Origin of the sequence: Paracoccus sp. SY (genome assembly GCF_002901215.1) — a bacterium.
Taxonomy (GTDB): domain Bacteria; phylum Pseudomonadota; class Alphaproteobacteria; order Rhodobacterales; family Rhodobacteraceae; genus Paracoccus; species Paracoccus acridae.
Genome location: NZ_NWMQ01000014.1, coordinates 30,793 through 53,783, shown reverse-complemented (window position 1 = coordinate 53,783; position 22,991 = coordinate 30,793). Strand labels below are relative to the sequence as shown.

The following is a 22,991-nucleotide window of genomic DNA, read 5'->3' as shown; positions in this document are numbered from 1 at the left end:
AGAGGCGAGGAATGACCGCCACGCTGCGACTGACCCTGGCCCTGGCGGCCGCCCTTGGCCTGCAAGCCTGCGGCGAACGGGACACGATCCTGCCGGGGCAGCGGCTGGACCCGCTGGCCGTCACCTCGCCCGACGGGCCGGCCATCGAAGGCCCGGCGCCCGTCACCTCGACCGCCCTGCGGCTGACGGCGCCGGTGACGAATGGCGAATGGACCCATCGCGCGGGCAATGCCGCCCATCAGCCGGGCCACCTGGCGGTGGGTCAGGGCACGACCCGCATCTGGACCGCCGATATCGGCCAGGGCAGCGGCAAGCGCCACCGTATCAGCGCCGATCCGGTGGTCGGCGGCGGCCTGGTCTTCACGCTGGACAGCCGCACGCGGGTGACCGCGACCACGACCGGCGGCGCGACGGCCTGGACCAGCGACATCGCGCCCGCGCTGGAAACGCGCGACAGCGTGTCGGGCGGCGGCCTCGCCTATGAAGGCGGGCGCGTCTATGCCACCAGCGGCTTTGGCGAACTGGTCGCGCTTGACGCGGCATCCGGCCGGGTGCTGTGGCGCCAGCGGGTCGATGCGCCGATCGGCGGCGGCCCGGCGGTGCAGAACGGCGTCGTCTATGTGCTGGGCCGCAACGACATCGGCTGGGCGGTGCGCGCCGCCGACGGCAAGGTGCTGTGGCAGACCTCGGGCACACCCTCGACCGCGGGCGTGATGGGCGTCTCGGTGCCCGCGATCCAGGGCAATACGGTGATCTTCCCCTTCGCATCCGGGCAGCTTCTGGCGGCGGACCGGGAAACCGGCGCGACCTTGTGGACGGCGCAGATCGGCGGGATGCGGATCGGCCGCGCCATCGCCAATATCCGCGACGTGACCGGCGATCCGGTGATTTCCGGCAACATCGTCTATGGCGGCACATCGTCGGGGCGCATCAACGCGGTCGAACTTGACAGCGGCATCGAGGCCTGGTCGGCGCGCGACGGGGCCAACAGCCCGGTCGTCGTGGCGGGCGGGTCGGTCTTTGCCGTCAACGACCAGGCCGAGCTGATCCGCCTGGACGCCGCGACCGGCGGCGTGATCTGGCGCGTTCCGATGCCCTATTACACGACCGAGCGCGTCCGCAAGCAGGACCGCATCCACGCGCATTTCGGCCCGGTCCTGGCCGGTGGCCGCCTGTTCGTCGTCTCCTCGGACGGCGTGATGCGTGTGTTCGACCCCAATTCCGGCGGCCTGGTGGGACAGGCGCAGATCCCCGGTGGTGCCGCCACCGCCCCTGCCGTTGCGGGCCAGACGATCTATGTCGTCTCGCGCGCGGGCCAATTGCACGCATTCAGATGACATTCACACTCGCCATCGTCGGTCGGCCCAATGTCGGCAAATCGACCCTGTTCAACCGCCTTGTCGGCAAGAAGCTGGCCCTGGTCGATGACCAGCCGGGCGTCACCCGCGACCTGCGCGAAGGCGCGGCGCGGCTGGGCGATCTGCGCTTTGTCGTGATCGACAGCGCCGGCCTGGAAATGGCCGAGGATGACAGCCTGCAGGGCCGGATGCGCCGCCTGACCGAACGCGCGGTGGACGAGGCCGACATCTGCCTGTTCGTGATCGACGCCCGCGTGGGCGTGACCGCCGCCGACGAATATTTCGCCGAGATCCTGCGCCGTCGCGCGAAGCACGTCATCGTCGCCGCCAACAAGGCCGAGGGTCGGGCGGGCGAATCCGGCGCGATGGAGGCTTACGGCCTGGGCCTGGGCGAGCCGCTGCGGATCAGCGCCGAACATGGCGAAGGGATGGACGATCTTTATCGCGCCTTGGTCCCGCTGTCAGACCAGATCGAGGCCGAGCGTCCCGCCCCGGTGGCCGCCGAAACCGACATCGACATTTCGGACGAGGATGCCGAGACCGGCGAAGGCGCCGAGGATTGGCGCCCGTCCGCCGCGCGCCCGCTGCAACTGGCGGTGATCGGACGGCCCAATGCGGGCAAGTCCACCCTGATCAACAAGATTATCGGCGAGGACCGGTTGCTGACCGGTCCCGAAGCCGGGATCACCCGCGATTCGATCAGCGTGGCGACCACCTTCATGGGCACGCCCATGCGCATCTTCGACACGGCGGGGATGCGCAAGCGCGCCAAGGTGACGGACAAGGTAGAAAAACTTTCCGTGGCCGACGGCCTGCGCGCCGTGCGCTTTGCCGAGGTCGTGGTGGTCTTGCTGGATGTGGCCATCCCCTTCGAGCAGCAGGATCTGCGCATCGCCGATTTCGCCGAAACCGAGGGCCGGGCCGTCGTGATCGCCGCGAACAAGTGGGATCTGGAAGACGACAAGCCCCACAAGCTGAACGAGCTTCGCGCGAATTTCGAAAAGCTGCTGCCGCAGTTGAAGGGCGCGCCGCTGGTCACGGTATCCGCGCGCACCGGCAAGGGCCTGGACCGGCTGCACGCCGCGATCCTGAAGGCGCACGAGGTCTGGAACCGCCGCATCTCGACCGCGCGGCTGAACCAGTGGCTGGGCGCGATGACCGAAAGCCACCCGCCCCCCGCGCCGGGCGGCCGCCGGATCCGGCTGCGCTACATGACCCAGGTGAAGACCCGGCCGCCGGCCTTCGTGGTCAAGGCGACCCATACGGACAAGCTGCCCGACAGCTATCAGCGCTATCTGGTGAATGGGCTGCGGCAGGACTTCGACATGCCCGGCACGCCGATCCGGCTGTTTTTCCGCGACCAGGGGACCGACAATCCCTACAAGGAAAAGGCCAACAAGATCAGCCAGTCCGGTGCCCTGTCCAAGCACAAGAACCGGCAGAAGCCGAAGGGCGCCTAGGTCGCGGCCCGCACCAGCACGACCCCCATTCCCGATATCCCGATGATCGCCGCCAGGGCGACGCCGGGATTGCTGCCCATCGTGGAAATGGCGACGGCGCAGAAGGCCCAGATGATCGCCAGCGAAAATCCCAGTGCGCGGCCCAGGCGTTCCTGGGCGATCATGCCGATGACCGCGCCGGGCAGGATTGCCAGGATCGCCGTCTGCGGCGTGGTCAGTTCAAGCGGCACGCCGATCAGCGTGGCGACGGTGCCGGTGCCAAGCGCAACGCTCCACCCTGCCAGGAAGCCCAAGGCGGGGCGGCGCTGGCCCTTTGCGCGGATCGCCCCGGACAGGGCCGCCGTCAGCATCAGCAGCGCGCCAAGCGTGGCCAGCGGCTTGTGCAGATCGACCAGCCAGGGCCAGGCCGCGCCCACAGCCAGGGCCAAGGTCAGGGGATGCCAGGCGGGATGGGGACCGTGGTCGGACGGATCAAGATATTGCCCGACCCCGTCCAGCAGCAAAAGCGACCACAACGCGATCAGCAAGGCCCACATCAGCGGGGTCTGCGGCTGGACATAAAGCTGCGGCAATGTCGCGACCGGAACCGGCGCATGGCCCCCGAAGGCATCATAGCCCAGCCCCTGCGACAGCGTAGGCGCGGCGATCTGCAGGGCGGGGCGGCCCAAGGTCGCCAGCAGCAAGCCGCTGGCGACGAACACTGTCACCGATCCCAGGTAAAGAATGTCCGCCGCGCGTGCCATGCAGGACAACGCGGCAACCGGCGGGCAGTTTCTGGGCTGGACCGAAAGTTGGTTAATCAGCCCAGCCTGCCGTCGGCGGCCAGGGTCGTCGCGCCGCCCAGATAGGGATGCAGTGCGGCGGGCAGGACGACCGATCCGTCGGCCTGCTGGCCGTTTTCCAGCACCGCGATCAGCGCGCGGCCCACGGCCAGGCCGGACCCGTTCAGCGTGTGGACGAATTCCGGCTTGCCGGTCTTGTCCGACCGATAGCGCGCGTTCATCCGCCGCGCCTGGAAATCGCCGCAGTAACTGACGCTGCTGATCTCTCGATACTTGTCCTGGCCGGGCAGCCAGACCTCCAGGTCATGGGTGATCCGCGCCCCGAAGCCCATATCGCCGGTGCAAAGCACGATGGTGCGATAGGGCAGTTCAAGGGCTTCCAGCACGGCCTCGGCGCAGCGGGTCATGCGGTCGTGTTCCGCCACGCCCGTATCGGCGTCGGTGATGGACACCATCTCGACCTTCTCGAACTGGTGCTGGCGCAGCATCCCCGTGGTGTCGCGGCCCGCGCTGCCGGCCTCGGACCGGAAGCATTGGCTGTGGGCCACCATGCGGCGGGGCAGGCTTGCATGATCGACCAGATCGCCGTTGACGGTATTGGTCAGCGTCACCTCGGACGTGGGGATCAGCCAGTAACCCTCTCGCGTCAGATAGCTGTCCTCGCCGAACTTGGGCAGCTGGCCGGTGCCGACCATCATCTCCTCCAGCACCAGGACGGGGGCCCAGGTTTCCTGAAGGTCGTGCTTGGTGACATGCAGGTCCAGCATGAACTGGGCAAGCGCGCGGTGGATGCGCGCGACCCCGCCTTTCAGCACGACGAAGCGGCTGCCCGACAGCTTGGCGGCGGTCTCGAAGTCCATGCCCGGCTTGACGCCCGCGATCTCGAAATGCTCGACGGGGGTGAAGTCGAAGGCGCGGGGGCTGCCCCAGCGGCGCAGTTCCACGTTGTCGTTTTCGTCGCGACCTTCCGGGACGCTGTCCAGCGGCAGGTTCGGGATCTCCATCAGCAATTCGCGCAACCGGCCGTCCAGCAGGGACGCCTCGGCCTGCATCCGGGTCACGTCGGCCTTCTTTTCGGCGATCATGGCGCGCAGGTGTTCGAATTCGGCATTGTCGCCGCGCGCCTTGGCGGCGCCCACGTCCTTGCTGGCGCGGTTCTGGTCGGCCTGGGCGGTTTCGGCCGCGACGATGCGGGCGCGGCGATCGGCGTCCAGCGACAGGATGCGATCCGACATGGGCGACAACCCGCGCCGCGACAGGGCGGCGTCGAAGGCTGCGGGGTTTTCCCGGATGGCACGGATGTCATGCATGATCGTCACCGTAGGCTGGAAGCGTTGCCGGGTCCCTAGCCGATGCAGGCCCCTTGCGGAAGCCCGGCGCGGCATTTTGCGCGCTAGCTGCGGCCTGCCTGCGTCAGGAGGTCCGACAATGCCGGATAGAACTGGTCCGCCGTCATGTGGCCTTCCAGCCGCCCGACCTCGGACCCGTTCTCCAGCAGGATAAAGGTCGGCGTGACAAAGGGACGCCGCGCCAGGGCCAGCCCGTCGGGATAGGGGCCATGGATGTCCACGCGCATCAGCGGCGCCGCGCGGCCCGCGTCGGAGGCCGCATAGCCCGGCCCGATATTGCGGTCCCAGGCCTGGCAATAGATGCAGCCGTCCTTCTCGACCATCAGCAGGCGCAGGGGGTCGGCCGCGGCGGGCAGGGTCATCAGGGCAAGGGCGGCAAGGAAACGGATCATGGCGGCATTATCGGATGGCGGCGGTGGCTTGGCAATCGCATCGCCGCCCCCTATCCCTTGACCATGGACGAGCTTCTGGAACCCCTGGTCGCCAAGGACCGGCGCGCCCTGTCGCGGGCGATCACGCTGATCGAATCGACGCGCCCCGATCACCGCGCCCGCGCAGTGGCGTTGCTGGCGGATCTGCCCGACGGCCAGGCGCTGCGGATCGGGCTGTCCGGCACGCCCGGCGTCGGCAAGTCCACCTTCATCGAGGCCTTCGGGACGATGCTGACAGAACAGGGCCTGCGCGTCGCGGTCCTTGCGGTCGATCCAAGTTCCGCGCGGTCCGGCGGGTCCATCCTGGGCGACAAGACCCGGATGGAGACGCTGGCGCGCAATCCCATGGCCTTCATCCGTCCCACGCCGTCCAATGCCCAGCTTGGCGGCGTGGCGCGCCGCACGCGAGAGGCGATCCGCCTGTGCGAGGCGGCGGGTTACGACGTGGTGCTGATCGAAACGGTCGGCGTCGGCCAGTCCGAAACCCTTGTGGCCGAGATGTGCGACCTGTTCGTCCTGCTGCTGGCCCCGGCGGGTGGCGACGAATTGCAGGGCGTCAAGCGCGGCATCATGGAGATGGCTGACCTGATCCTGGTCAACAAGGCCGATGGCGAGTTGCTGGGCACCGCGCGCCGCACGGTCGCGGATTACGCGGGCGCGCTGCGCCTGCTGCGCAAGCGCCCACAGGATCCCCAGGGCTTTCCCAAAGCGCTGCCGGTATCCGCCGCGACCGGCGACGGCTTGGAAAAGGCCTGGTCCGAGATGCGGGCCTTGACCGAATGGCGGCGCGTGCAGGGCCATTTCGCGGCCAACCGGGCCGAGCAGGCGCGGCACTGGTTCCTGGCCGATGTGCGTGCGGGCCTGCTGGCGCGGCTGGAAACCCCTGCCGCGCGGGACCGGCTGATGCAGTTGGGCGATGCCGTGGCCCATGGCGATGCCGTTCCCGCCGAAGCCGCGCAGGACATGCTGGATTGGCTGGCCGCGCAGAAATAGACGCCCGATTTCGCGGCCCGTGCGGCCCCGCGAATCGGCTAGGATCGAAGGCATGGAGAGGGTGAACGACATGCTGGGCCTGCCTGATCACGACACGCTTTATGCCGCGCTTGTGGCGCGAGACCCTGCCTGGGAAGGGCGCGCCCTGGTGGGCGTCGCCACCACTGGCATCTTCTGCCGCCTCACCTGTCCGGCCCGCAAGCCGCTGGCCCGGAACTGCCGCTGGTTCGCATCCGCGAAGGATGCGCAGGCCGCCGGTTTTCGCCCCTGCCTGCGCTGTCATCCCGCTGGCGCCACCGCCGAAGGCGATCCGCTGGTGCGCGACCTGCTGGCCCGGCTGGAGGAACGCCCCGGCCACCGCTGGTCCGAGGGGGACCTGCTGGCGCTTGGGCATGACCCTTCGACCGTGCGGCGGGCCTTCAAGCGGCATTTCGGACAAAGCTTCCTGGGAATGGCCCGCGCGGCACGGCTGCGCAGCGGCATGTCCAGCCTGGCGAAAGGATCGGCGATGATCGAGGCGCAACTGGACGCGGGATTCGATTCGGCCTCGGGGTTCCGGGCGGCCTTCGCGCGGCTGTTCGGCCATGCGCCGCACCAGTTGCGGCAGGGGTCGGACCTGCTGGCCGACTGGATCGACACGCCCCTGGGCGGCATGATCGCCATCGCGGATGACAGCGCGCTGCACCTTCTGGAATTCATCGACCGCAAGGCCCTGCCCGATGGATTGCGCCGCCTGTCGGCCCATGTCGGCGGCCGGGTCGGCCTTGGGCGCACGCCGGTCCATGACCTGACGGAATCGCAACTGGCCGATTACTTCGCGGGGCAGGGGCCGCGGCTGGACGTGCCGGTGACGCTGCATGGCACCCCCTTCCAGCAGGTCGTCTGGCGCGCCTTGCAGGACATTCCCGCCGGTCAGACCCGCAGCTATGCCCAGCTTGCGGCGGCCATCGGGCGGCCCACGGCCATGCGCGCGGTGGCGCGGGCCAATGCCACGAACCGCATCGCCCTGGTCGTGCCCTGCCACCGGGTGATCGGCGCGGATGGCACGCTGACCGGCTATGCGGGCGGGCTGTGGCGCAAGGAAAAGCTGATCGCGATCGAACGCGGCTATGCCTGATTCGGGTTGACGGCCCGCGCGGGTTCCATTAGGGACGCGCAAACGGAATTCCGGGCGCTGCCTCGCGGCGCCCTTTCACTTTGGGCCGGAACCCCCCGCCGGGACCGCCCGCATAGCAAAGACGAAGGATCAACACCATGTCGCGCGTCTGCGAACTGACCGGCAAAGGCCCGATGACCGGCAACAATGTCAGCCACGCCAACAACAAGACCCGTCGCCGGTTCCTGCCGAACCTGAACGAGGTCACGTTGATGTCCGATGCCCTCGGCCGCAGCTATTCGCTGCGCATCTCGGCCGCGGCGCTGCGTTCGGTCGATCACCGGGGTGGCCTGGACGCCTTCCTGGCCAAGGCGAAGGATGCCGAACTGTCGGACCGCGCTCTGAAGATCAAGCGCGAGATCGCCAAGGCCGACGCGCCCCAGGCCTGATCAGGCCACTGACTGCGGCATTATGCCCCGTCGTTTCCACGGCGGGGCTTTTGCATGTCGGTTGCCTTCGCCCGCCTCTTGGCTGATGGTCCTGCCATGCGACACCCGGTCCATCTTGCGCTGATTCTGTGCCTTGCCCTGACCGGCATCGGTCTTGGCGCGGCGCGCGGCACAGTCGTCCGCGCCGAACGGGTCGTGCTTTGCACGGGGCATGGCGTGGTGGTCGTGGATCACCCGGATGCGCCCCGGTCCGCGCAGATCTGCCCCGACATGGCCTTGGCGCTGCTGGCCGCAGTGCCGGATGCGCCCCTGGATGGGCCGATCATGCGCAGTCCCGGTGCGCTTGCGCGGTCCTTGTCGGCCTTGCCCCTGCGGGACCAGCAATCCCCTCGGCCTGCGGCGCGCGATCCCCCTGTGTCACGGTTTTCCGCAACCACAACCGTTTGACACGAAGGACAACACAGATGATCCGCATGACCCTGGCCGCCCTGGCGGTCCTTTCCCCCGCAGCCGCACTTGCCGATGAGGGGCTGACGATCCGCGACGCCTATGTGCGCAGCACCAATCCCAAGACCGCCGCCGCCTTCATGGTGGTGGAAAACCACGGGGCCACCGACTGCCGCCTGACGGGCGTGTCGTCGGATGCGGCCGAAATGGTCGAATTGCACACCCATGCCGAGGTGGACGGCGTGATGAAGATGCAAAAGGTGGAAGGCGGCATCGCCATCCCGGCAGGGACCGAACATGCCCTTGCGCGGGGCGGCGACCATGTGATGCTGATGGGGCTGACCAAGCCCCTGGCCCAGGGCGAAACCGTCGCGCTGACGCTGGACTTCGGTGACTGCGGCACCCGGCCCATCGAGGCCGCTTTGGACAACGACCGCGCCGAGGAAGGCCACGGCGGCCATAAGGGCCACTAGCCCCTCAGCATCTGCCGGACCTTCGGGCCAAGCGCGGCGGCCATCAACCGGATGCCTGCCGCGTTCGGATGGATGCCATCTGCCAAAAGATAGTCGCGATGCCGAGCCTTCGGCAGGGCGGCAAGCGGGGCGTACAGGCTGGGCAGCAGCACCGCGCCGTGACGGTCGGCCAGGCGTGGCCAGATCGCGTGCCAAGCCTGTCTCCAGCCGACTTCGCCCGGAATGGGGTTCAGGCCGACCAGCAGCAGGGGGCGCCCGCCCGCCCCGGCCTGGGTCAGGATCGCGTCCAGGTTCGCCTCGGCCCGCGCGGCGGACCAGCCCAACAGCATGTCGTTGCCGCCAAGTTCCACGATGACCGCATCGGGGCGGTGGCGGCGCAGCGAAAATCCGATGCGCATCCGCCCGCCATAGGTCGTGTCCCCCGACAAGGCGGCCGGGATGATCGTCGCGGGCGTTCCGTCACGGTCAAGCCAGGCCTGCAACTGGGGCACCATCCCCTGTCCCCGCGCCAGGCCATAGCCCGCGAACAGGCTGTCCCCGAAGGCCAGCACGCGCGGTCGCGGCGGGGCCGCCCCGGCCAGGGCCATCGCGCCCGCCCCGGCAAGGACGCCCCGCCGCCCGATCACCGCACGCCCCGCAGGCGCAGGGCATTGCCCACCACGCAGACCGAGGACAGCGCCATGGCCCCGGCCCCCAGCATGGGCGACAGCTGCGGCCCGCCGAAGGGCACCAGCACGCCCATGGCGACGGGGATCAGCGCGGTGTTATAGGCGAAGGCCCAGAACAGGTTCTGCCGGATGTTGCGCATCACCGCCCGCGACAGGCGGATGGCGCGCGGCACCCCCGTCAGATCGCCGGACATCAGCACCAGATCCGCCGATTCGATGGCGATGCTGGTCCCAGAGCCGATGGCGATGCCGGTTTCCGCAGCCGCAAGCGCCGGGGCGTCGTTGATCCCGTCGCCCACGAAGACCGACCCGGCCCCCATGGCGCGGATCGCCTCCAGCTTGTCGCCGGGCATCAGGCTTGCCTGCACGTCGTCGATCCCCAGCCGCCGCGCCACGGCGCTTGCGGTGGCGGGAACGTCGCCGGACAGCATCGCCGTCCTCAGCCCCATGCCGTGCAGGGCGGCGATCATGCCGGGTGCGGTGTCGCGGACCGGATCGGCCAGGGCGAAGCTGGCGACGTGGCGGCCATCGACGGCCAGGTGGACCGGGGTCGCGCCTTGCGCGGCGGCTTCCTCGGCCGCCATGCACAGGGCCGGGGCAGGGACGATCCCGGCATCCGACAGGGCAGGCAGGTTGCCGATCAGCAACCGGCGCCCCTCGACCATGCCCGACAGGCCGCGCCCGGCCGTGGCTTGGACATCGGCCGCCGGGGGCAGGTCCAGCCCGCGTGCGGCCGCGCCCGCGACGATGGCCGCGCCCAGGGGGTGTTCGGACCGCGCCTCGGCGGCGGCGGCAAGGCGCAGGGCTTCGTCCTCGGCGATGCCGTCGGTCTGGATTGCGACCAGTTCCGGGCGCCCGCGCGTCAGCGTGCCGGTCTTGTCGAAGGCGATCAGCCGGGCGTTCGACAGGCGCTGCAGGGCCTCGCCCCGCCGGAACAGCACGCCCAGCTGCGCGCCGCGCCCGGTGCCGACCATGATGGACACCGGCACGGCCAGCCCCATCGCGCAGGGGCAGGCGATGATCAGCACGGCAACCCCAGCAACGACCGCATGAGCCAGGTCGGGACCGAAGGCCAGCCACAGCGCGAAGGTCAGCGCCGCCAGCCCGATCACCACGGGCACGAAGACGCGGGTGATGCGATCCACCAGGGCCTGCACGGGGAGGCGGGCGTTCTGGGCGCCTTCGACCATGGCGACGATGCGCGACAGCGTGGTTTCAGCGCCCGTGGCCGTGACGCGATAGGTCAGCGCGGCGGTGCCGTTCACCGTGCCGCCCGTCACCGGATCGCCGGGGGATTTCTCGACGGGCAGGGGTTCGCCCGTCAGCATGGATTCGTCGATATGGCCCCGGCCTTCGGTGACGACGCCATCGACGGCCACCCGTTCGCCGGGCGCCAGCAGCACCAGGTCGCCCGGCCACAGATCGGCGACCGCCACGGGGACGGGCCTGCCGTCGCGCAGGATGGTGGCGCGATCCGGGGCCAGTTCGATCAGCGCGCGGATCGCGGCCCCGGCCTGGCCCTTGGCGCGGGCCTCAAGCCAGCGGCCCATCAGGATCAGGGTGACGATGACCGCCGCAGCCTCGAAATAGACGTGCCGGGATGCGGGCGGGATCAGGCCCGGCAACAGCACCACCACGGCCGAGAACAGGAACGCCGCCCCGGATCCAAGCGCGACAAGGCTGTTCATCTCGGGCGCGCCGCGCAGCAGGGCGGGAATGCCGGTGGTGAAGAACCGCCGCCCCGGACCGGCCAGGACAAGCGCAGTCAGGATCATCTGCATCCAGTTCAGCGGCGCGGTGCCGACTTGTGCGTGCAGCCAGTGGTGAAAGGCCAGAACCAGATGGCCGCCCATTTCCGCCGCGAAGACCGGCAGGGTCAGGACAAGCGCCGTCAGGAAGGCGCGCTTCAGGGTCGCGGCCTCGTCGGTCCTAGCGACAGGCGCTACGTCTTGGGGAACGGTTGCCGGATAGCCCAGCTTGGTCACGACCCCGGCCAGGTCGGCGGGCGACAGGGTGGGAGCGTGGCGGATGCTTGCGGTGCCCGCCAGCAGGTTGACCTGCGCGTCCGCGACGCCGGGACGGGCCGACAGGGCACGGGCGACGCGGCCCGAACAGGCGGCGCAACTCATCCCCTCGACGGACAGGCGGGTGGTGACCAGGTCGCCCGGAACGGGCAGGTCAGATGATTGAACGGTCATGATGCGTGTTTCCTGAATGCGTGCCAAGGGACGGGTTCAGGAAACGGGGCGGCGCCTGCGGCCGCAGGGGCGCCCACCAGGGAAACTGCGCGGCGATCAGGGCACGCGGGTCACGGCGCGGCGCGCAGAGGGGGCGGGCCACGGCCGGGCGCGCATCCTGGTGGCAGCGGCAGGCCCGGTCGCCCCGGCCCCGGCACAGATGCGCGGGCCGCCGCAGGGGGCGACGCCGGGAATGACGGCAAGGGCGCAGGTGATCGGCCATGGATCTTCAGATGTGGCCGGCAGGGTCCGGGGTCAAGGCCCGTTTTTCCCCGTCCGATACGCCGACGTGAGTTGCCAGTGGCACCAATCCCTTGTTACTTGCGTTTCAGAGCAGAAGAACACGAGACCCACAGGATCACCATGAACCGCCGTGAGCTGATGTCGCTGGCCGTGCCGCTGATGGCCGCCGCCTATTTCGCCCCCTCGCTGGCCTTCTCGCAGGAGGCAGCGCGCGACCCCTATGCCCCGACCGAGGTCGCCATCCGCGAGGATTTCGAGGTCGGCAGCATCGTCGTGGTCAGCAAGGACTTCTTCCTGTACCACGTCATCGCGCCGGGCCGGGCGGTGCGTTACGGCGTGGCCGTGGGCACGGCCGAACTGGTCTGGAAGGGCCGCGCGACCGTAGGCCGCAAGGTCGAATGGCCGTCCTGGACGCCCACGCCCGACATGATCAAGCGCAAGCCCCAGCAATACGCGAAATGGGCCAACGGCATGCCCGGCGGCCCGCAGAACCCGCTGGGGGCACGGGCCCTGTATCTCTACAACGACAAGGGCCAGGACACCGCGATCCGCATCCACGGCACGACCGAGCCGAATTCCATCGGCCGGGCGGTGTCGAACGGCTGCCTGCGCATGCGCAACGAGGCGGTGATGGCGCTGTACGACCAGGTTCCGATCGGGGCGCCGGTCTACGTCTATTGACGTGACGCTGCGACTGACACAGGTTGCGGACCCTGCCTTGGCGGGGTTCGACGACATCATCGACGTCCGTTCGCCCGCCGAATATGCCGAGGATCACCTGCCCGGCGCGATCAACCTGCCCGTGCTGGACGATGCCGAGCGGGCAAGGGTCGGCACGATCTACAAGCAGGTGTCCCCCTTCGACGCCCGCAAGATCGGCGGCGCCCTGGTGGCGGCCAATGCCGCGCGCCATATCGCGGGGCCGCTGGCGGATCGGGACGGAAGCTGGCGGGGGCTTGTCTATTGCTGGCGCGGCGGGCAGCGGTCGGGCAGCTTCGCCACCATCCTGTCGCAGATCGGCTGGCGCGTGGACCGGATCGAAGGCGGATACAAGGCCTGGCGCGGCCTTGTCGTGGACCGGGTGCAGAACCGGCCCGTCCCCGCCCCCGTGATCGTCCTGGACGGCAACACCGGCAGCGCCAAGACCGCGATCCTGCTGCGGCTGGCCGCGCGCGGCTGGCAGGTGATCGACCTGGAAGGGCTTGCCAACCATCGCGGCAGCCTGTTCGGCGGCCACCCCGAAGGCCAGCCCGGCCAGAAGCTGTTCGAGGGGCGGCTGGCCCTGGCGCTGGAGGCCCTGGATCCCGCCCGCCCCGTTCTGGTCGAGGCCGAAAGCAGCCGCATCGGCCGCCTGACGGTGCCCAAGTCCATGTGGCAGGCCATCTGCGCAGCCCCCCGGCTGCGGCTGGACGTCCCGGTCGCCGCCCGCGCCGCCTATACCGCAGCCGCCTATGAGGACATGGTGGACGACCCCGCGCGGATCGAGGCGATCGTGGCCGCGCTGTCCCCCCTGCATCCGGCCGAACGTATTGAGGCATGGCAGGCCGCCATTGCCGCCCGCGACTGGCGCGGCCTGGCGCAGGGGCTGCTTTGCGACCATTACGATCCGCGCTACCTAAAGCACCGCCTGCGCTATGCGGCGCAGGAAAGGGCCGTCGCCACGCTGGATGACCTGCATGATCTGGACAGCGCGGCGGCACGGCTGGAAGAAACCCTGGTCCAGATGGCTCCGATCCGCTGAAGGTGCCGGCAGTGTCGCGGTCTTGTGATCCGGCCCTCGATCCATCCCGCATTAAGCTTGCGCCGAACCCACCAGGAGGATGCGATGAGCCGGATGACCGCCAAGGATTTCCCGCAGGAATTGCTGGAGCTTTACGACTTCTATGCCCATGGGCGGATCACCAAGCGCGAATTCCTAGACCGGGCGGGCAAGTTCGCCGTGGGCGGCGTCACCGCGCTTGCGCTGCTGAACATGCTGCGGCCGAACTATGCCCTGGCCCAGCAGGTCAGCTTCAACGATCCCGCCATCCTTGCGGACTATGTGACCTATCCCTCGCCCCAGGGTCATGGAGAGGTGCGCGGCTACATGGTGCGGCCCACGGGCGGGGACGGTCCCTGGCCCGCCGTGCTGGTCATCCACGAAAACCGCGGCCTGAACCCTTACATCGAGGATGTGGCGCGGCGGCTGGCCAAGGCCGGGTATCTGGCCCTGGCGCCGGACGGGCTGTCATCGGTCGGCGGCTATCCCGGCAATGACGAGGAAGGCCGCGCGCTTCAGGCCCAGGTCGACCCCGAAAAGCTGATGAACGATTTCTTCGCCGCTGCCGAACACCTGGTCGGGCACGAGGATTCGACGGGAAAGGTCGGCGCGGTCGGCTTCTGCTATGGCGGGGGTGTCTGCAACGCCCTGGCGGTGGCTTACCCGGAACTGGCCGCCTCGGTCCCGTTCTATGGACGTCAGGCGCCCGTCGAGGACGTGCCGAAGATCCAGGTGCCGCTGCTTCTGCACTTTGCCGAACTGGACGAGCGCATCAACGAAGGCTGGCCCGCCTACGAGGCCGCGCTGCGCGAGCATGGCAAGGTGTTCGAGGCGCATGTCTATCCCGGCGTGAACCACGGCTTCCACAATGATTCGACGCCGCGCTATGACCAGGCGGCCGCGGAACTTGCCTGGCAGCGGACGCTGGACTGGTTCGCGCGCTATCTCGCCTGAACGGCGGGCGCTTCCCCCAGGAAACGGCGCAATATCCGTTCCAGCTTGGCGGCGCCCAGGGGGGCCATGGCCTTGGTGTGGTCGTGGCTGATGGATTCGTCCGACAGGCCCGCGCCCATGTTGGTGATGACCGAAATGGCGGCGCAGCGCATGCCCAGGAACCGGGCCAGGATGATTTCCGGCACGGTGGACATGCCGACGGCATCGGCGCCCAGGATCCGCGCGGCGCGGATCTCGGCCGGCGTCTCGAAGCTGGGGCCGGAAAACCAGCAATAGACGCCCTCGGGCAGGTCGATCCCCTCGGCTTCGGCGGCGGCCGACAGGGCCGCGCGCATGGCCCCGTCATGGGCATCGGTCATGGGGACAAAGCGGGCGTCGGTCGGCTCTCCGATCAGGGGGTTGGTTCCTGCAAAGGCGATGTGGTCGCCAAGCAGCATCAGCCCGCCCGGCGGGATGTCGGGCCGCAGGGACCCGGCGGCATTGGTCAGGATCAGCCGGTCGCAGCCGAGCGCGGCCAGCACCTCCAGCGGCAGGCGCATCGCATCGGCCCGCCCGGATTCATAATAATGCGACCGCCCGCCGAAGACCGCGACGCGGCGGCCTTCCAACTGCCCGATCACCAGTTGCGGCACATGGCCCGACACCCCCGCATGGGGAAAACCCGGCAGGTCGTCATAGGGGATCGCCACGCCATCCACAGTCCCCGACAGATGCCCCAGGCCCGATCCCAGGATAAGCCCGTATTCCGGCGGCTGGTCGCCCGCGCGGTCGCGGATCAGGCGGGCAAGCTCAACGCTCTTTGACATAGGGCTCTCCTCCGGCGCGGGGCGGGATGGCGCGGCCCACGAAGCCCGCCAGGATGATCACGGTCAGGATATAGGGCAGGGCGTTCATGAACATCGACGGCACCGTGATCACGCCCAGGTCCAGGTTCGGATAGCGGTTCGCGACGGCCTCCAGCAGGCCGAACAGGAAGGTCGCCCCAAGCGCTCCCCAGGGCCGCCACTTGGCGAAGATCAGCGCGGCAAGCGCGATGAAGCCGCGCCCCGCGGTCATTTCCTTGACGAAGCCCGCCGACAGCCCGGTGGCAAGATAGGCCCCCGCCAGCCCGCAAAGCAGCCCGGCGATCGCCACGGCGGCAAAGCGCAGCCGCGTCACCGACACGCCCGCCGTATCGACCGAGGCGGGGTTTTCCCCCACCGCCCGCAGTCGCAGGCCGAAGCGCGTGCGATACAGCACCCACCATGTCAGCGGCACCATCAGGAAGGCCACATAGACCAGAATCGTATGGCCCGAGATCACCTCGGCATAAAGCGGGCCGATGACGGGGACGTTGCCCAAGGTCTCGGCGAAGGGCAGGGTGATCCCGGTCATGCGCGGGGTCGTGGTCAGCCAACCCGCCGTGTCCGGTCCCATGATCCCCGACAGCCAGGCGCGGAACGGACCGACCTGCGCCTCAAGCTCGGCCCCCGGCGTCAGGCTGGGGGTCCGCCCGCCAAGGCCGAAGATCTTCTGGCCCAGCAGCACCGTCAGGCCCGAGGCCAGGAAGTTGATCGCCACCCCCGAGATCAGCTGGTTGCCCCGGAAGGTGATCGAGGCGATGCCGTGGACCGCCGACAGCATCAGCGCGCCCAGAAGGCCCGCCATGGCACCCAGCCAGACATTGCCGGTCAGCGCGGCCACGGTGGCGGCGCTGAACGCCGCCATCAGCATCTTGCCTTCCAGCCCGATGTCGAAGACGCCCGCGCGTTCCGAATAAAGCCCGGCGAGGCAGGCCAGCAGCAGCGGCGTCATCAGCCGCACCGCGCTGTCCAGGATTTGCAGGACGGTGTTCAGATCCATCACGCGCCCCTTTTCCGCATCGCCATGAACATCCGTTCCAGCGGCACCCGCACCATGTTGTCCAGGGCGCCCGTGAACAGGATCACAAGCGCTTGGATCACGATGATCAGTTCGCGCGGGATCGAGGTCCAGAGCGCAAGCTCACCCCCGCCCTGATACAGGAACCCGAACAGCAGCGCGGCCAGGAACACGCCCAGCGGGTGGTTTCGGCCCATCAGGGCCACCGCGATGCCGATGAAGCCCGCGCCCTCGACCGCGTTCAGGACCAGGCGCTCGGCCTCTCCCATCACGTTGTTGATGGCCATCATGCCCGCCAGCCCGCCGGAAATCAGCATGGCGATGACGGTGATGCGGACGGGGTTGATGCCCGCGTAAAGGGCCGCCGGTTCGGACTTGCCGAAGGCCCGGATCTCGAAGCCCAGGCGGCTGCGCCAGATCAGCAGCCAGACCAGGACGCAGGCGATGACGGCGACGAAGAAGCTGATGTTGACGGGGGTGTTCTTGCCCCATTCGACGCCCAGCGACAGCGCCATGTCGGACAGCTTGGGCAGGTGGGTTTCGTTCGGAAAGCGGGCCGAGGCCGGGTCCATGCTGCCCACCGGGCGCAGCAGGTTCACCAGGATATAGTTCAGCGCGGCGGCCGCGATGAAGTTGAACATGATCGTGGTGATGACGATATGGCTGCCGCGCCTGGCCTGAAGCCAAGCGGGGATCAGCGCCCAGGCCGCGCCGAACAGGGCCGCGCCGATCATGGCGGCGGGCAGGGCCAACGCCCAATGCGGCAGGGGCAGCGACAGCAGAACCAGGGCCACGCCCAGGCCCCCCATCGCCGCCTGACCCTCGCCGCCGATGTTGAACAGGCTGGCGTGATAGGCGACCATCACCGCAAGCCCGGTGAAGATGAAGTTCGTCGCATAATACAGCGTGAAGCCCCAGCCATAGCTGGACCCCAGCGCGCCGTCGATCATCGTGGTCAGCGCCTCCCACGGGCTTTCGCCGATGGCCAGGATCACAAGCGCCGAAATCGCCATCGCCAGCACCAGCGAGATCAGCGGTGTCAGCAACACATCGGCCCATTTCGGCATCTTTTCCATCGGCTTCAGCCTTTCATGCCGGAACACAGCGCCAGGAAGGCGCGCGGATCGGCGATCTGGTCCCAGGTGATCGCATCGCCATTGCCCGCCATGCGCGCCAGGCTGCGGGCACGGGGAACCGCGCCGCCCGCGCCGGGAAAGCCGCGCACGGCCAGCAGGTTCTCCTCGGCCCGGGTGGCGCCTTGGCGCGCCTCGCCGGTGCAGCGGCTGCCGTCGGAAAGGGTGGCGAAGGCGATGGCCACGCGGCCCGTGACCTGGGGCGCGGTTGCGGCGCCGGCAGGCATCTGGACCGGGGCGTGGTCGGCGCAGGCGGTGCCCTGCGCGGCGGTCACGCAATTGGCCGCGAAGTCGTTCTCGTAATCCGATTCCCGGACCGGATCGGCCACCGCCCAACTTCCGTCGGGATTGCGGGCGCGGGTCTGGGCGCGCGCCTCGGCGGCCATGACCAGGCGGTCGGGGGCATCGCCGTCGGGCCAGATGTCCATCTTGGGCATCCGGGGCATGGCGCCGCTGCTGCATCCGGCAGCCAGGGCAAGGGAAACAAGGCAGGCAATTCGGGCAGGCGTCATTCAGGGTTCCCGGGAAGGAGGGTCTTGGGTCTGGGGGGCGGCGTCCACGCCTGCCATCAGCAGGCCCAGATCGCCGGTCGTGGTGTCGCCCGGCAGGCGTTCACCCATGATGCGGCCGTCGAACATCACCGCGATGCGGTCGGACAGCGACATGATCTCGTCCAGTTCCACGGACACCAGCAGGATCGCCTTGCCCGCGTCGCGCAACTCCACGATGCGCTTGTGGATGAATTCGATCGCGCCGATGTCCACGCCGCGCGTCGGCTGGCCGATCAGCAGCAGGTCGGGGTTGCGCTCGATCTCTCGGGCGACGACGATCTTCTGCTGGTTGCCGCCGGAAAAGTTGCGCGCGGCCAGGTCGCAGCTGGGCGGGCGGACGTCGAAGCGGGCGATCTTGCCTTCGGCGTCGCGGCGGATGGCGTCGCGGTCCATCAGCGGGCCGCGCCCGTATTCCGGTGCGTCATGGTATCCGAAGGCCACGTTCTCCCAAGCCGCGAAATCCATGATCAGCCCCTCGGCCTGGCGATCCTCGGGGATGTGGCCCAGTCCCTGGCGGCGGCGTTCGGCGGCGTTGCAGGCCGCGCCCGCCACGGGCAAAGGCACGCCGTTCATGCGGATCTCGCCCGAAAGCGTGCTGCCCTTTTCGGGATAACCGCCAAGGATTTCCAGAAGCTGCGTCTGGCCGTTGCCCGACACGCCCGCGATGCCCAGGATCTCGCCCGCGCGGATGGTCAGGTCGATGCCGCGCAGCCGTTCCACGCCCGCCGCATCCGCCATGCGCAGGCCACGGATCTCCAGGATGGGCTTGCCGGGGGTGGCGGGGGTCTTCTGCACGTTCAGCAGGACCTTGCGCCCCACCATCAACTCGGCAAGCTGCTCGGGGCTGGTTTCGGCGGTCCTGACGGATGCCACCATCTCGCCCCGGCGCATGACAGAGACGGTGTCGGTGATCTCCATGATCTCGCGCAGCTTGTGGGTGATCAGGATGATCGTCTTGCCCTCGGCCCGCAGGCCTTCCAGGATGCGGAACAGGTGGTCGGCCTCGGCCGGGGTCAGCACGCCCGTGGGTTCGTCCAGGATCAGGATGTCGGCCTGGCGATACAGCGCCTTGAGGATCTCGACCCGCTGCTGGTGGCCGACCGACAGGTTTTCGACAACTTCGTCGGGATCGACGTTCAGTTCGTATTCCTGGGCCAGACGCCGCAACACGCCGCGCGCCTTGGACAGCGACGGGCGCAGCAGGCGGCCGTCCTCGGCCCCCAGGATGATGTTTTCCAGCACGGTGAAGTTCTGGACCAGCTTGAAGTGCTGGAAGACCATGCCGATGCCCGCGCGGATCGCGGTCTGGCTGTCGGCGATGGTCAGGGGCCGCCCGCCCACCAGGATCTCGCCCGCGTCGGGCTTGTAGAAGCCGTAAAGGATCGACATCAGCGTGGACTTGCCCGCGCCGTTTTCGCCGATGATGCCGTGGATCGTGCCGCGTTCGACACGCAGGTGGATGTCGCGGTTGGCCTGCACGGGGCCGAAGGCCTTGGAGATGGCGCGCAACTCAATCGCCGCAGGGGCGGCCGTTTCCAGCCGCCCCTGTGCCTGCGTCATGGCCGCCACGTTACTGGACCGGGCAGGCGTTGTCGGTCATGTAGTCGTGGACCGTGATTTCCCCGCTGGCGATCTTGGCGCGGGCTTCGTCCACGGCGGCCTGCATCTCGGGGGTCACCAGGGGCTTGTTGTTGTCGTCGATGGCCACGTCCACGCCCTCGGCCTTCAGGTCCATGACCTTGACGCCCGGTTCCACGCCGTTGGTGAAGGTGTCATAGACCGCATTGTCCACACGCTTGACCATCGAGGTCAGCACCTTGCCGGGATGCAGGTGGTTCTGGTTGCTGTCCACCCCGACCGACAGGATGCCGCCGTCCGCCGCCGCCTGCAGCACGCCGATGCCCGTGCCGCCGGCCGCTGCATAGATCACGTCGGCGCCCTGGCTGATCTGGGCCTTGGCAAGCTCTCCGCCCTTGACCGGGTCGTTCCAGGCAGCGGGCGTCGTGCCGGTATAGTTGATCAGCACGCGGCCGTCGGGCTTGGCGGCCTTGAAGCCCTGGGCAAAGCCGCATTCGAACTTGTGGATCAGCGGGATGTCCATGCCGCCGATGAAGCCCACGGTACCGGATTTCGACGCCTGCGCCGCCATGATCCCGGCCAGATAGCTGCCCTGTTCCTCGGTAAAGACGATCGACTGGACGTTGGGCTGTTCCACCACCATGTCGATGATGGCGAACTGGGTGTCGGGATAGTCCGGGGCCACCTGGTTCAGCACGTCGCCAAAGGCGAAGCCGGTCATGACGATGGGATTGGCGCCCGTTTCGGCCAGGCGGCGAAGCGCCTGTTCGCGCTGCGCCTCGGACTGCATTTCCAGTTCCTTGTAGGTGCCCCCGGTTTCCTCGGCCCAGCGTTGCGCGCCGTTGAAGGCGGCTTCGTTGAAGGACTTGTCGAACTTGCCGCCAAGGTCGAAGATCAGCGCCGGTTCCGCCAGGGCTGCGGTGCCCGTCAGGGCCGTCAGCGCCACGCCCGCAAGCAGCGATTTCGTCAGGGACATAAGGAAACCTCATCCTGTTGTTTGCAGGCGATTCAAGCCGCCTGCGAGATGGCCTGATTAGGGCGTATCGACTGCGGCCGGTCAACCGCCTTGTTGGGCGGGCGCCAGGGCCAGGGTCATCACGATCGCGTCCAGTTCCGGGCCATAGTAGCGCCGTCTGCGCCCGGATTCCCTCCAGCCTGCGGCATGATAGAGCGCCTGCGCAGGGGCATTGTCGGCCGCGACCTCAAGGAAGGCGCGGGTGGCGCCGCGGGCTTGTGACGTCGCGGCAAATTCCGCCGCCAGATCGCGGGCGATCCCCTGGCGGCGGGCCTCGGGGGCGACGGCCAGCGTCAGCAGTTCGGCTTCGTCCGCGACCGCGCGCCCCAGCAGGAAGCCCTTGGGCCGGGTCAGCAGGAAGACATGGGGGCTGTCCAGCAGATCGGCGAATTCCGCGCCGCTCCATGGACGGGGATGAAGGAAGCAGCGGCTGTGCAGGGCGGCAAGCCCGTCGGGGGTCACGGCAGGATCAGCGGGGCCGGGTCGCGGGCCGGCGCGGCATCCGCGGGCCGCAGATACAGCGGCGCGGGACGCGGGCCGGGACCTGTGCGGCGTTCCAGGGCAATGCGGGCGATCGCCACCGCGGGCGGGATCGGGGCGATCAAGGGTGCAGGGCCGGGCGGCAGCATGTCGGCCTGGGCCTGTCGGGGGCTGGAGTCCGGTCCGCCAAAATCCTGCCAGACGACCTGGCCCGCGCGCAGCGGCAGCACCACCCGGCAGGGGCGGGGCAAGCCGAAGGCGGCGGCTTCGGTCGCCGTGACGCCGACCGCCGGGATGCCCAGCGACAGTGCCAGCCCGCGCGCCGCCGCGACGGCGATGCGGATGCCGGTGAAATTGCCCGGCCCGATCCCCACGCCGATCACGTCCAGGTCGCGCCAGGACAGCCCGGCATCGGCCAGAAGCCCTTCAAGCAGCGGAAACAGCCGTTCGGCCTGGCCCTTGGTCATCTCCTCGGCGGCCTGGCCCAGCACGCGGTCGCCCCGCAGCAAAGCGGCCGCGCAATGCGCGGCCGACGTGTCGAAGCCCAGGGCAATGGGGTCAGGCAACGGGCCGGACCTCGACCACCTCGGGGATGTAATGACGCAGCAGGTTCTCGATCCCCATCTTCAGCGTCAGGGTGGACGACGGGCAGCCCGCGCAGGCCCCCTGCATGTGCAGATAGACAATGCCCCGGTCGAAGCCGTGGAAGGTGATGTCGCCGCCGTCCTGGGCCACTGCCGGGCGGACGCGGGTGTCCAGCAATTCCTTGATCTGGGTGACGATCTCGGTATCGGGGCCGTCATGGCTGGCATGGCCCGACTGTTCCGCCACGCCTTCGATGGCGGGGGCGCCGGACTGGAAATGCTCCATGATCGCGCCCAGGATCGACGGCTTGAGGTGATCCCAGGGGTGGTCGTCGGCCTTTGTCACGGTCACGAAGTCGCGGCCCAGGAAAACGCCCGTCACGCCGTCCACGGCAAAGATGCGCCGCGCCAGGGGGGATTTCGCGCCGGCCTGCATGTCGGGGAAGTCGGCGGTGCCGCTTTCCAGGACGATTTCGCCGGGAAGGAACTTCAACGTCGCAGGGTTCGGTGTGGTTTCGGTCTGGATGAACATTTTGGCCAAGGCTCCTTTGCACGGGATATGGCGATGCGGGGCCTGCGGGTCAAGCGGGCGGCATCAGGTGATCGCCTCCAGCCGTTCCTTGGATATGTCGGCGGGAACGATGGTGATGGGACAGGGCAGGGATGCGGTGTCGCGCAACAGCCGCGTCAGCACCGGATTCTGGGCCGACCGGTCCGATCCCATCCCCATGGCGACGATGCCGACCTCGGGGTCCTCGTGCAGATAGGCCAGCAGCTGTTCGGCCGGATCGCCCTCGCGGATGACCAGTTCCGGTTCGACTTTCGGACGCATTCTCATCCACTTGGCGAAAACCTCGAAATGCGCCTCGATCCGTTCATAGGCTTCGGCGCGCATCACCTCGGCCACGCCGAAGCCATGCTGGATCTCGTTTGGGGGGACGACCGCAAGCACCGTCACCGCGCCGCCGGAATTGGATGCCCGCATGGCCGCGAAACGCATCGCGTTCAGGCATTCCCGACTGTCGTCCAGCATCACAAGAAATTTCCGCATCATCGCCTTTGCATTGCCGCTTTGGGCAGACAGTGACCCC

26 protein-coding genes are annotated in these 22,991 nt (G+C 68.7%); 10 read left to right on the top strand and 16 right to left on the bottom strand.

Annotated features, from left to right (window positions below; all coding sequences use genetic code 11):
- Window positions 1–11 precede the first annotated feature (11 nt).
- Together CK944_RS12435 and der are read left to right on the top strand one after the other, a co-directional pair.
- Window positions 12–1,337 (top strand): PQQ-like beta-propeller repeat protein, encoded by a 1,326-nt coding sequence (locus CK944_RS12435; RefSeq protein WP_103173379.1) that lies wholly within the window; start codon window positions 12–14, stop codon window positions 1,335–1,337.
- The gene (gene der / locus CK944_RS12430) at window positions 1,334–2,818 is read left to right on the top strand and encodes a ribosome biogenesis GTPase Der (protein WP_103173378.1); all 1,485 of its coding nucleotides are present in this window, start codon (window positions 1,334–1,336) and stop codon (window positions 2,816–2,818) included. The genes CK944_RS12435 and der overlap by 4 nt, the downstream gene beginning before the upstream one ends.
- Here the strand turns inward: der and CK944_RS12425 are convergent.
- The 3 genes from CK944_RS12425 to CK944_RS12415 all read right to left on the bottom strand — a co-directional run bounded on the left by CK944_RS12425 (window position 2,815) and on the right by CK944_RS12415 (window position 5,341).
- Window positions 2,815–3,561: a hypothetical protein gene (locus CK944_RS12425; RefSeq protein WP_103173377.1), complete on the bottom strand. Its 747-nt coding sequence runs from the start codon at window positions 3,559–3,561 to the stop codon at window positions 2,815–2,817. The genes der and CK944_RS12425 overlap by 4 nt on opposite strands.
- A 56-nt stretch (window positions 3,562–3,617) precedes the next feature.
- Window positions 3,618–4,910 (bottom strand): serine--tRNA ligase, encoded by a 1,293-nt coding sequence (serS, locus tag CK944_RS12420; RefSeq protein WP_103173423.1) that lies wholly within the window; start codon window positions 4,908–4,910, stop codon window positions 3,618–3,620.
- 83 nt (window positions 4,911–4,993) lie between these two features.
- Entirely contained in the window at window positions 4,994–5,341 is a 348-nt protein-coding gene (locus tag CK944_RS12415) for a SoxS protein (RefSeq protein WP_103173376.1), read from the bottom strand.
- Between the two features lie 63 nt (window positions 5,342–5,404).
- Here CK944_RS12415 and meaB point away from each other — a divergent pair, with 63 nt between their 5' ends.
- The 5 genes from meaB to CK944_RS12390 all read left to right on the top strand — a co-directional run bounded on the left by meaB (window position 5,405) and on the right by CK944_RS12390 (window position 8,838).
- Window positions 5,405–6,373 (top strand): methylmalonyl Co-A mutase-associated GTPase MeaB, encoded by a 969-nt coding sequence (meaB, locus tag CK944_RS12410; protein WP_103173375.1) that lies wholly within the window; start codon window positions 5,405–5,407, stop codon window positions 6,371–6,373.
- A 52-nt stretch (window positions 6,374–6,425) separates the two neighbouring features.
- Window positions 6,426–7,490, top strand: a complete 1,065-nt coding sequence (locus tag CK944_RS12405) for a bifunctional transcriptional activator/DNA repair enzyme AdaA (RefSeq protein ID WP_205049029.1) — start codon at window positions 6,426–6,428, stop codon at window positions 7,488–7,490.
- Window positions 7,491–7,627: 137 nt separating this feature from the next.
- A complete protein-coding gene (gene rpmB, locus CK944_RS12400; protein ID WP_103173374.1) occupies window positions 7,628–7,918 on the top strand; it encodes a 50S ribosomal protein L28 in 291 nt (96 codons plus the stop codon).
- A 96-nt stretch (window positions 7,919–8,014) separates the two neighbouring features.
- Window positions 8,015–8,365 (top strand): hypothetical protein, encoded by a 351-nt coding sequence (locus CK944_RS12395; protein ID WP_146038653.1) that lies wholly within the window; start codon window positions 8,015–8,017, stop codon window positions 8,363–8,365.
- 17 nt (window positions 8,366–8,382) lie between these two features.
- Complete coding sequence (locus CK944_RS12390) at window positions 8,383–8,838, top strand: copper chaperone PCu(A)C (RefSeq protein WP_103173372.1); 456 nt, start codon at window positions 8,383–8,385, stop codon at window positions 8,836–8,838.
- Here CK944_RS12390 and CK944_RS12385 read toward each other — a convergent pair.
- The 3 genes from CK944_RS12385 to CK944_RS22900 are packed head-to-tail and all read right to left on the bottom strand — an operon-like array spanning window position 8,835 to window position 11,966.
- Complete coding sequence (locus CK944_RS12385; protein WP_229665127.1) at window positions 8,835–9,464, bottom strand: arylesterase; 630 nt, start codon at window positions 9,462–9,464, stop codon at window positions 8,835–8,837. The two genes, CK944_RS12390 and CK944_RS12385, sit on opposite strands and share 4 nt — an antisense overlap.
- Window positions 9,461–11,704: a cation-translocating P-type ATPase gene (locus CK944_RS12380; RefSeq protein ID WP_103173371.1), complete on the bottom strand. Its 2,244-nt coding sequence runs from the start codon at window positions 11,702–11,704 to the stop codon at window positions 9,461–9,463. The genes CK944_RS12385 and CK944_RS12380 overlap by 4 nt, the downstream gene beginning before the upstream one ends.
- The gene (locus CK944_RS22900; protein ID WP_146038652.1) at window positions 11,685–11,966 is read right to left on the bottom strand and encodes a hypothetical protein; all 282 of its coding nucleotides are present in this window, start codon (window positions 11,964–11,966) and stop codon (window positions 11,685–11,687) included. The genes CK944_RS12380 and CK944_RS22900 overlap by 20 nt, the downstream gene beginning before the upstream one ends.
- Before the next feature lie 140 nt (window positions 11,967–12,106).
- Between CK944_RS22900 and CK944_RS12375 the strand changes: the two genes are divergently transcribed.
- From CK944_RS12375 to yghX, 3 genes are all read left to right on the top strand, one after another.
- Entirely contained in the window at window positions 12,107–12,667 is a 561-nt protein-coding gene (locus tag CK944_RS12375; RefSeq protein WP_103173370.1) for a L,D-transpeptidase, read from the top strand.
- Window position 12,668: 1 nt separating this feature from the next.
- Entirely contained in the window at window positions 12,669–13,727 is a 1,059-nt protein-coding gene (gene mnmH, locus CK944_RS12370) for a tRNA 2-selenouridine(34) synthase MnmH (protein WP_103173369.1), read from the top strand.
- Window positions 13,728–13,811: 84 nt separating this feature from the next.
- A complete protein-coding gene (gene yghX, locus CK944_RS12365) occupies window positions 13,812–14,699 on the top strand; it encodes a YghX family hydrolase (protein ID WP_103173368.1) in 888 nt (295 codons plus the stop codon).
- Here yghX and CK944_RS12360 read toward each other — a convergent pair.
- The 10 genes from CK944_RS12360 to CK944_RS12315 form a co-directional block, all read right to left on the bottom strand.
- The gene (locus tag CK944_RS12360; protein ID WP_103173367.1) at window positions 14,687–15,505 is read right to left on the bottom strand and encodes a purine-nucleoside phosphorylase; all 819 of its coding nucleotides are present in this window, start codon (window positions 15,503–15,505) and stop codon (window positions 14,687–14,689) included. The genes yghX and CK944_RS12360 overlap by 13 nt on opposite strands.
- Window positions 15,489–16,541, bottom strand: coding sequence for an ABC transporter permease (locus CK944_RS12355; RefSeq protein ID WP_103173366.1), 1,053 nt, complete (start codon window positions 16,539–16,541; stop codon window positions 15,489–15,491). The genes CK944_RS12360 and CK944_RS12355 overlap by 17 nt, the downstream gene beginning before the upstream one ends.
- Complete coding sequence (locus CK944_RS12350; protein ID WP_103173365.1) at window positions 16,541–17,635, bottom strand: ABC transporter permease; 1,095 nt, start codon at window positions 17,633–17,635, stop codon at window positions 16,541–16,543. The genes CK944_RS12355 and CK944_RS12350 overlap by 1 nt, the downstream gene beginning before the upstream one ends.
- 5 nt (window positions 17,636–17,640) lie before the next feature.
- A complete protein-coding gene (locus CK944_RS12345) occupies window positions 17,641–18,129 on the bottom strand; it encodes a hypothetical protein (RefSeq protein WP_158247995.1) in 489 nt (162 codons plus the stop codon).
- 75 nt (window positions 18,130–18,204) lie between these two features.
- A complete protein-coding gene (locus CK944_RS12340; RefSeq protein WP_103173420.1) occupies window positions 18,205–19,803 on the bottom strand; it encodes an ABC transporter ATP-binding protein in 1,599 nt (532 codons plus the stop codon).
- A 10-nt stretch (window positions 19,804–19,813) separates the two neighbouring features.
- Window positions 19,814–20,797, bottom strand: coding sequence for a BMP family protein (locus CK944_RS12335; protein WP_103173363.1), 984 nt, complete (start codon window positions 20,795–20,797; stop codon window positions 19,814–19,816).
- Window positions 20,798–20,878: 81 nt separating this feature from the next.
- Window positions 20,879–21,298, bottom strand: a complete 420-nt coding sequence (locus CK944_RS12330) for a GNAT family N-acetyltransferase (RefSeq protein ID WP_103173362.1) — start codon at window positions 21,296–21,298, stop codon at window positions 20,879–20,881.
- Window positions 21,295–21,882: a tRNA (adenosine(37)-N6)-threonylcarbamoyltransferase complex dimerization subunit type 1 TsaB gene (tsaB, locus tag CK944_RS12325; RefSeq protein WP_103173361.1), complete on the bottom strand. Its 588-nt coding sequence runs from the start codon at window positions 21,880–21,882 to the stop codon at window positions 21,295–21,297. Before tsaB ends, CK944_RS12330 begins: the two co-directional genes overlap by 4 nt.
- Window positions 21,875–22,432: a NifU family protein gene (locus tag CK944_RS12320; protein WP_103173360.1), complete on the bottom strand. Its 558-nt coding sequence runs from the start codon at window positions 22,430–22,432 to the stop codon at window positions 21,875–21,877. The genes tsaB and CK944_RS12320 overlap by 8 nt, the downstream gene beginning before the upstream one ends.
- Window positions 22,433–22,495: 63 nt before the next feature.
- Entirely contained in the window at window positions 22,496–22,951 is a 456-nt protein-coding gene (locus CK944_RS12315) for a universal stress protein (RefSeq protein ID WP_103173419.1), read from the bottom strand.
- Between the last annotated feature and the right edge of the window lie 40 nt (window positions 22,952–22,991).

Bases quoted from the DNA above. Each gene is read 5' to 3' on its own strand.
- CK944_RS12435 (WP_103173379.1), top strand. From the start codon at position 12: ATGACCGCCACGCTGCGACTGACCCTGGCCCTGGCGGCCGCCCTTGGC.
- der (WP_103173378.1), top strand. From the start codon at position 1,334: ATGACATTCACACTCGCCATCGTCGGTCGGCCCAATGTCGGCAAATCG.
- CK944_RS12425 (WP_103173377.1), bottom strand. From the start codon at position 3,561: ATGGCACGCGCGGCGGACATTCTTTACCTGGGATCGGTGACAGTGTTC.
- serS (WP_103173423.1), bottom strand. From the start codon at position 4,910: ATGCATGACATCCGTGCCATCCGGGAAAACCCCGCAGCCTTCGACGCC.
- CK944_RS12415 (WP_103173376.1), bottom strand. From the start codon at position 5,341: ATGATCCGTTTCCTTGCCGCCCTTGCCCTGATGACCCTGCCCGCCGCG.
- meaB (WP_103173375.1), top strand. From the start codon at position 5,405: ATGGACGAGCTTCTGGAACCCCTGGTCGCCAAGGACCGGCGCGCCCTG.
- CK944_RS12405 (WP_205049029.1), top strand. From the start codon at position 6,426: ATGGAGAGGGTGAACGACATGCTGGGCCTGCCTGATCACGACACGCTT.
- rpmB (WP_103173374.1), top strand. From the start codon at position 7,628: ATGTCGCGCGTCTGCGAACTGACCGGCAAAGGCCCGATGACCGGCAAC.
- CK944_RS12395 (WP_146038653.1), top strand. From the start codon at position 8,015: ATGCGACACCCGGTCCATCTTGCGCTGATTCTGTGCCTTGCCCTGACC.
- CK944_RS12390 (WP_103173372.1), top strand. From the start codon at position 8,383: ATGATCCGCATGACCCTGGCCGCCCTGGCGGTCCTTTCCCCCGCAGCC.
- CK944_RS12380 (WP_103173371.1), bottom strand. From the start codon at position 11,704: ATGACCGTTCAATCATCTGACCTGCCCGTTCCGGGCGACCTGGTCACC.
- CK944_RS22900 (WP_146038652.1), bottom strand. From the start codon at position 11,966: ATGGCCGATCACCTGCGCCCTTGCCGTCATTCCCGGCGTCGCCCCCTG.
- CK944_RS12375 (WP_103173370.1), top strand. From the start codon at position 12,107: ATGAACCGCCGTGAGCTGATGTCGCTGGCCGTGCCGCTGATGGCCGCC.
- yghX (WP_103173368.1), top strand. From the start codon at position 13,812: ATGAGCCGGATGACCGCCAAGGATTTCCCGCAGGAATTGCTGGAGCTT.
- CK944_RS12360 (WP_103173367.1), bottom strand. From the start codon at position 15,505: ATGTCAAAGAGCGTTGAGCTTGCCCGCCTGATCCGCGACCGCGCGGGC.
- CK944_RS12355 (WP_103173366.1), bottom strand. From the start codon at position 16,541: ATGGATCTGAACACCGTCCTGCAAATCCTGGACAGCGCGGTGCGGCTG.
- CK944_RS12350 (WP_103173365.1), bottom strand. From the start codon at position 17,635: ATGGAAAAGATGCCGAAATGGGCCGATGTGTTGCTGACACCGCTGATC.
- CK944_RS12345 (WP_158247995.1), bottom strand. From the start codon at position 18,129: ATGCCCAAGATGGACATCTGGCCCGACGGCGATGCCCCCGACCGCCTG.
- CK944_RS12340 (WP_103173420.1), bottom strand. From the start codon at position 19,803: ATGACGCAGGCACAGGGGCGGCTGGAAACGGCCGCCCCTGCGGCGATT.
- CK944_RS12335 (WP_103173363.1), bottom strand. From the start codon at position 20,797: ATGTCCCTGACGAAATCGCTGCTTGCGGGCGTGGCGCTGACGGCCCTG.
- CK944_RS12320 (WP_103173360.1), bottom strand. From the start codon at position 22,432: ATGTTCATCCAGACCGAAACCACACCGAACCCTGCGACGTTGAAGTTC.
- CK944_RS12315 (WP_103173419.1), bottom strand. From the start codon at position 22,951: ATGCGGAAATTTCTTGTGATGCTGGACGACAGTCGGGAATGCCTGAAC.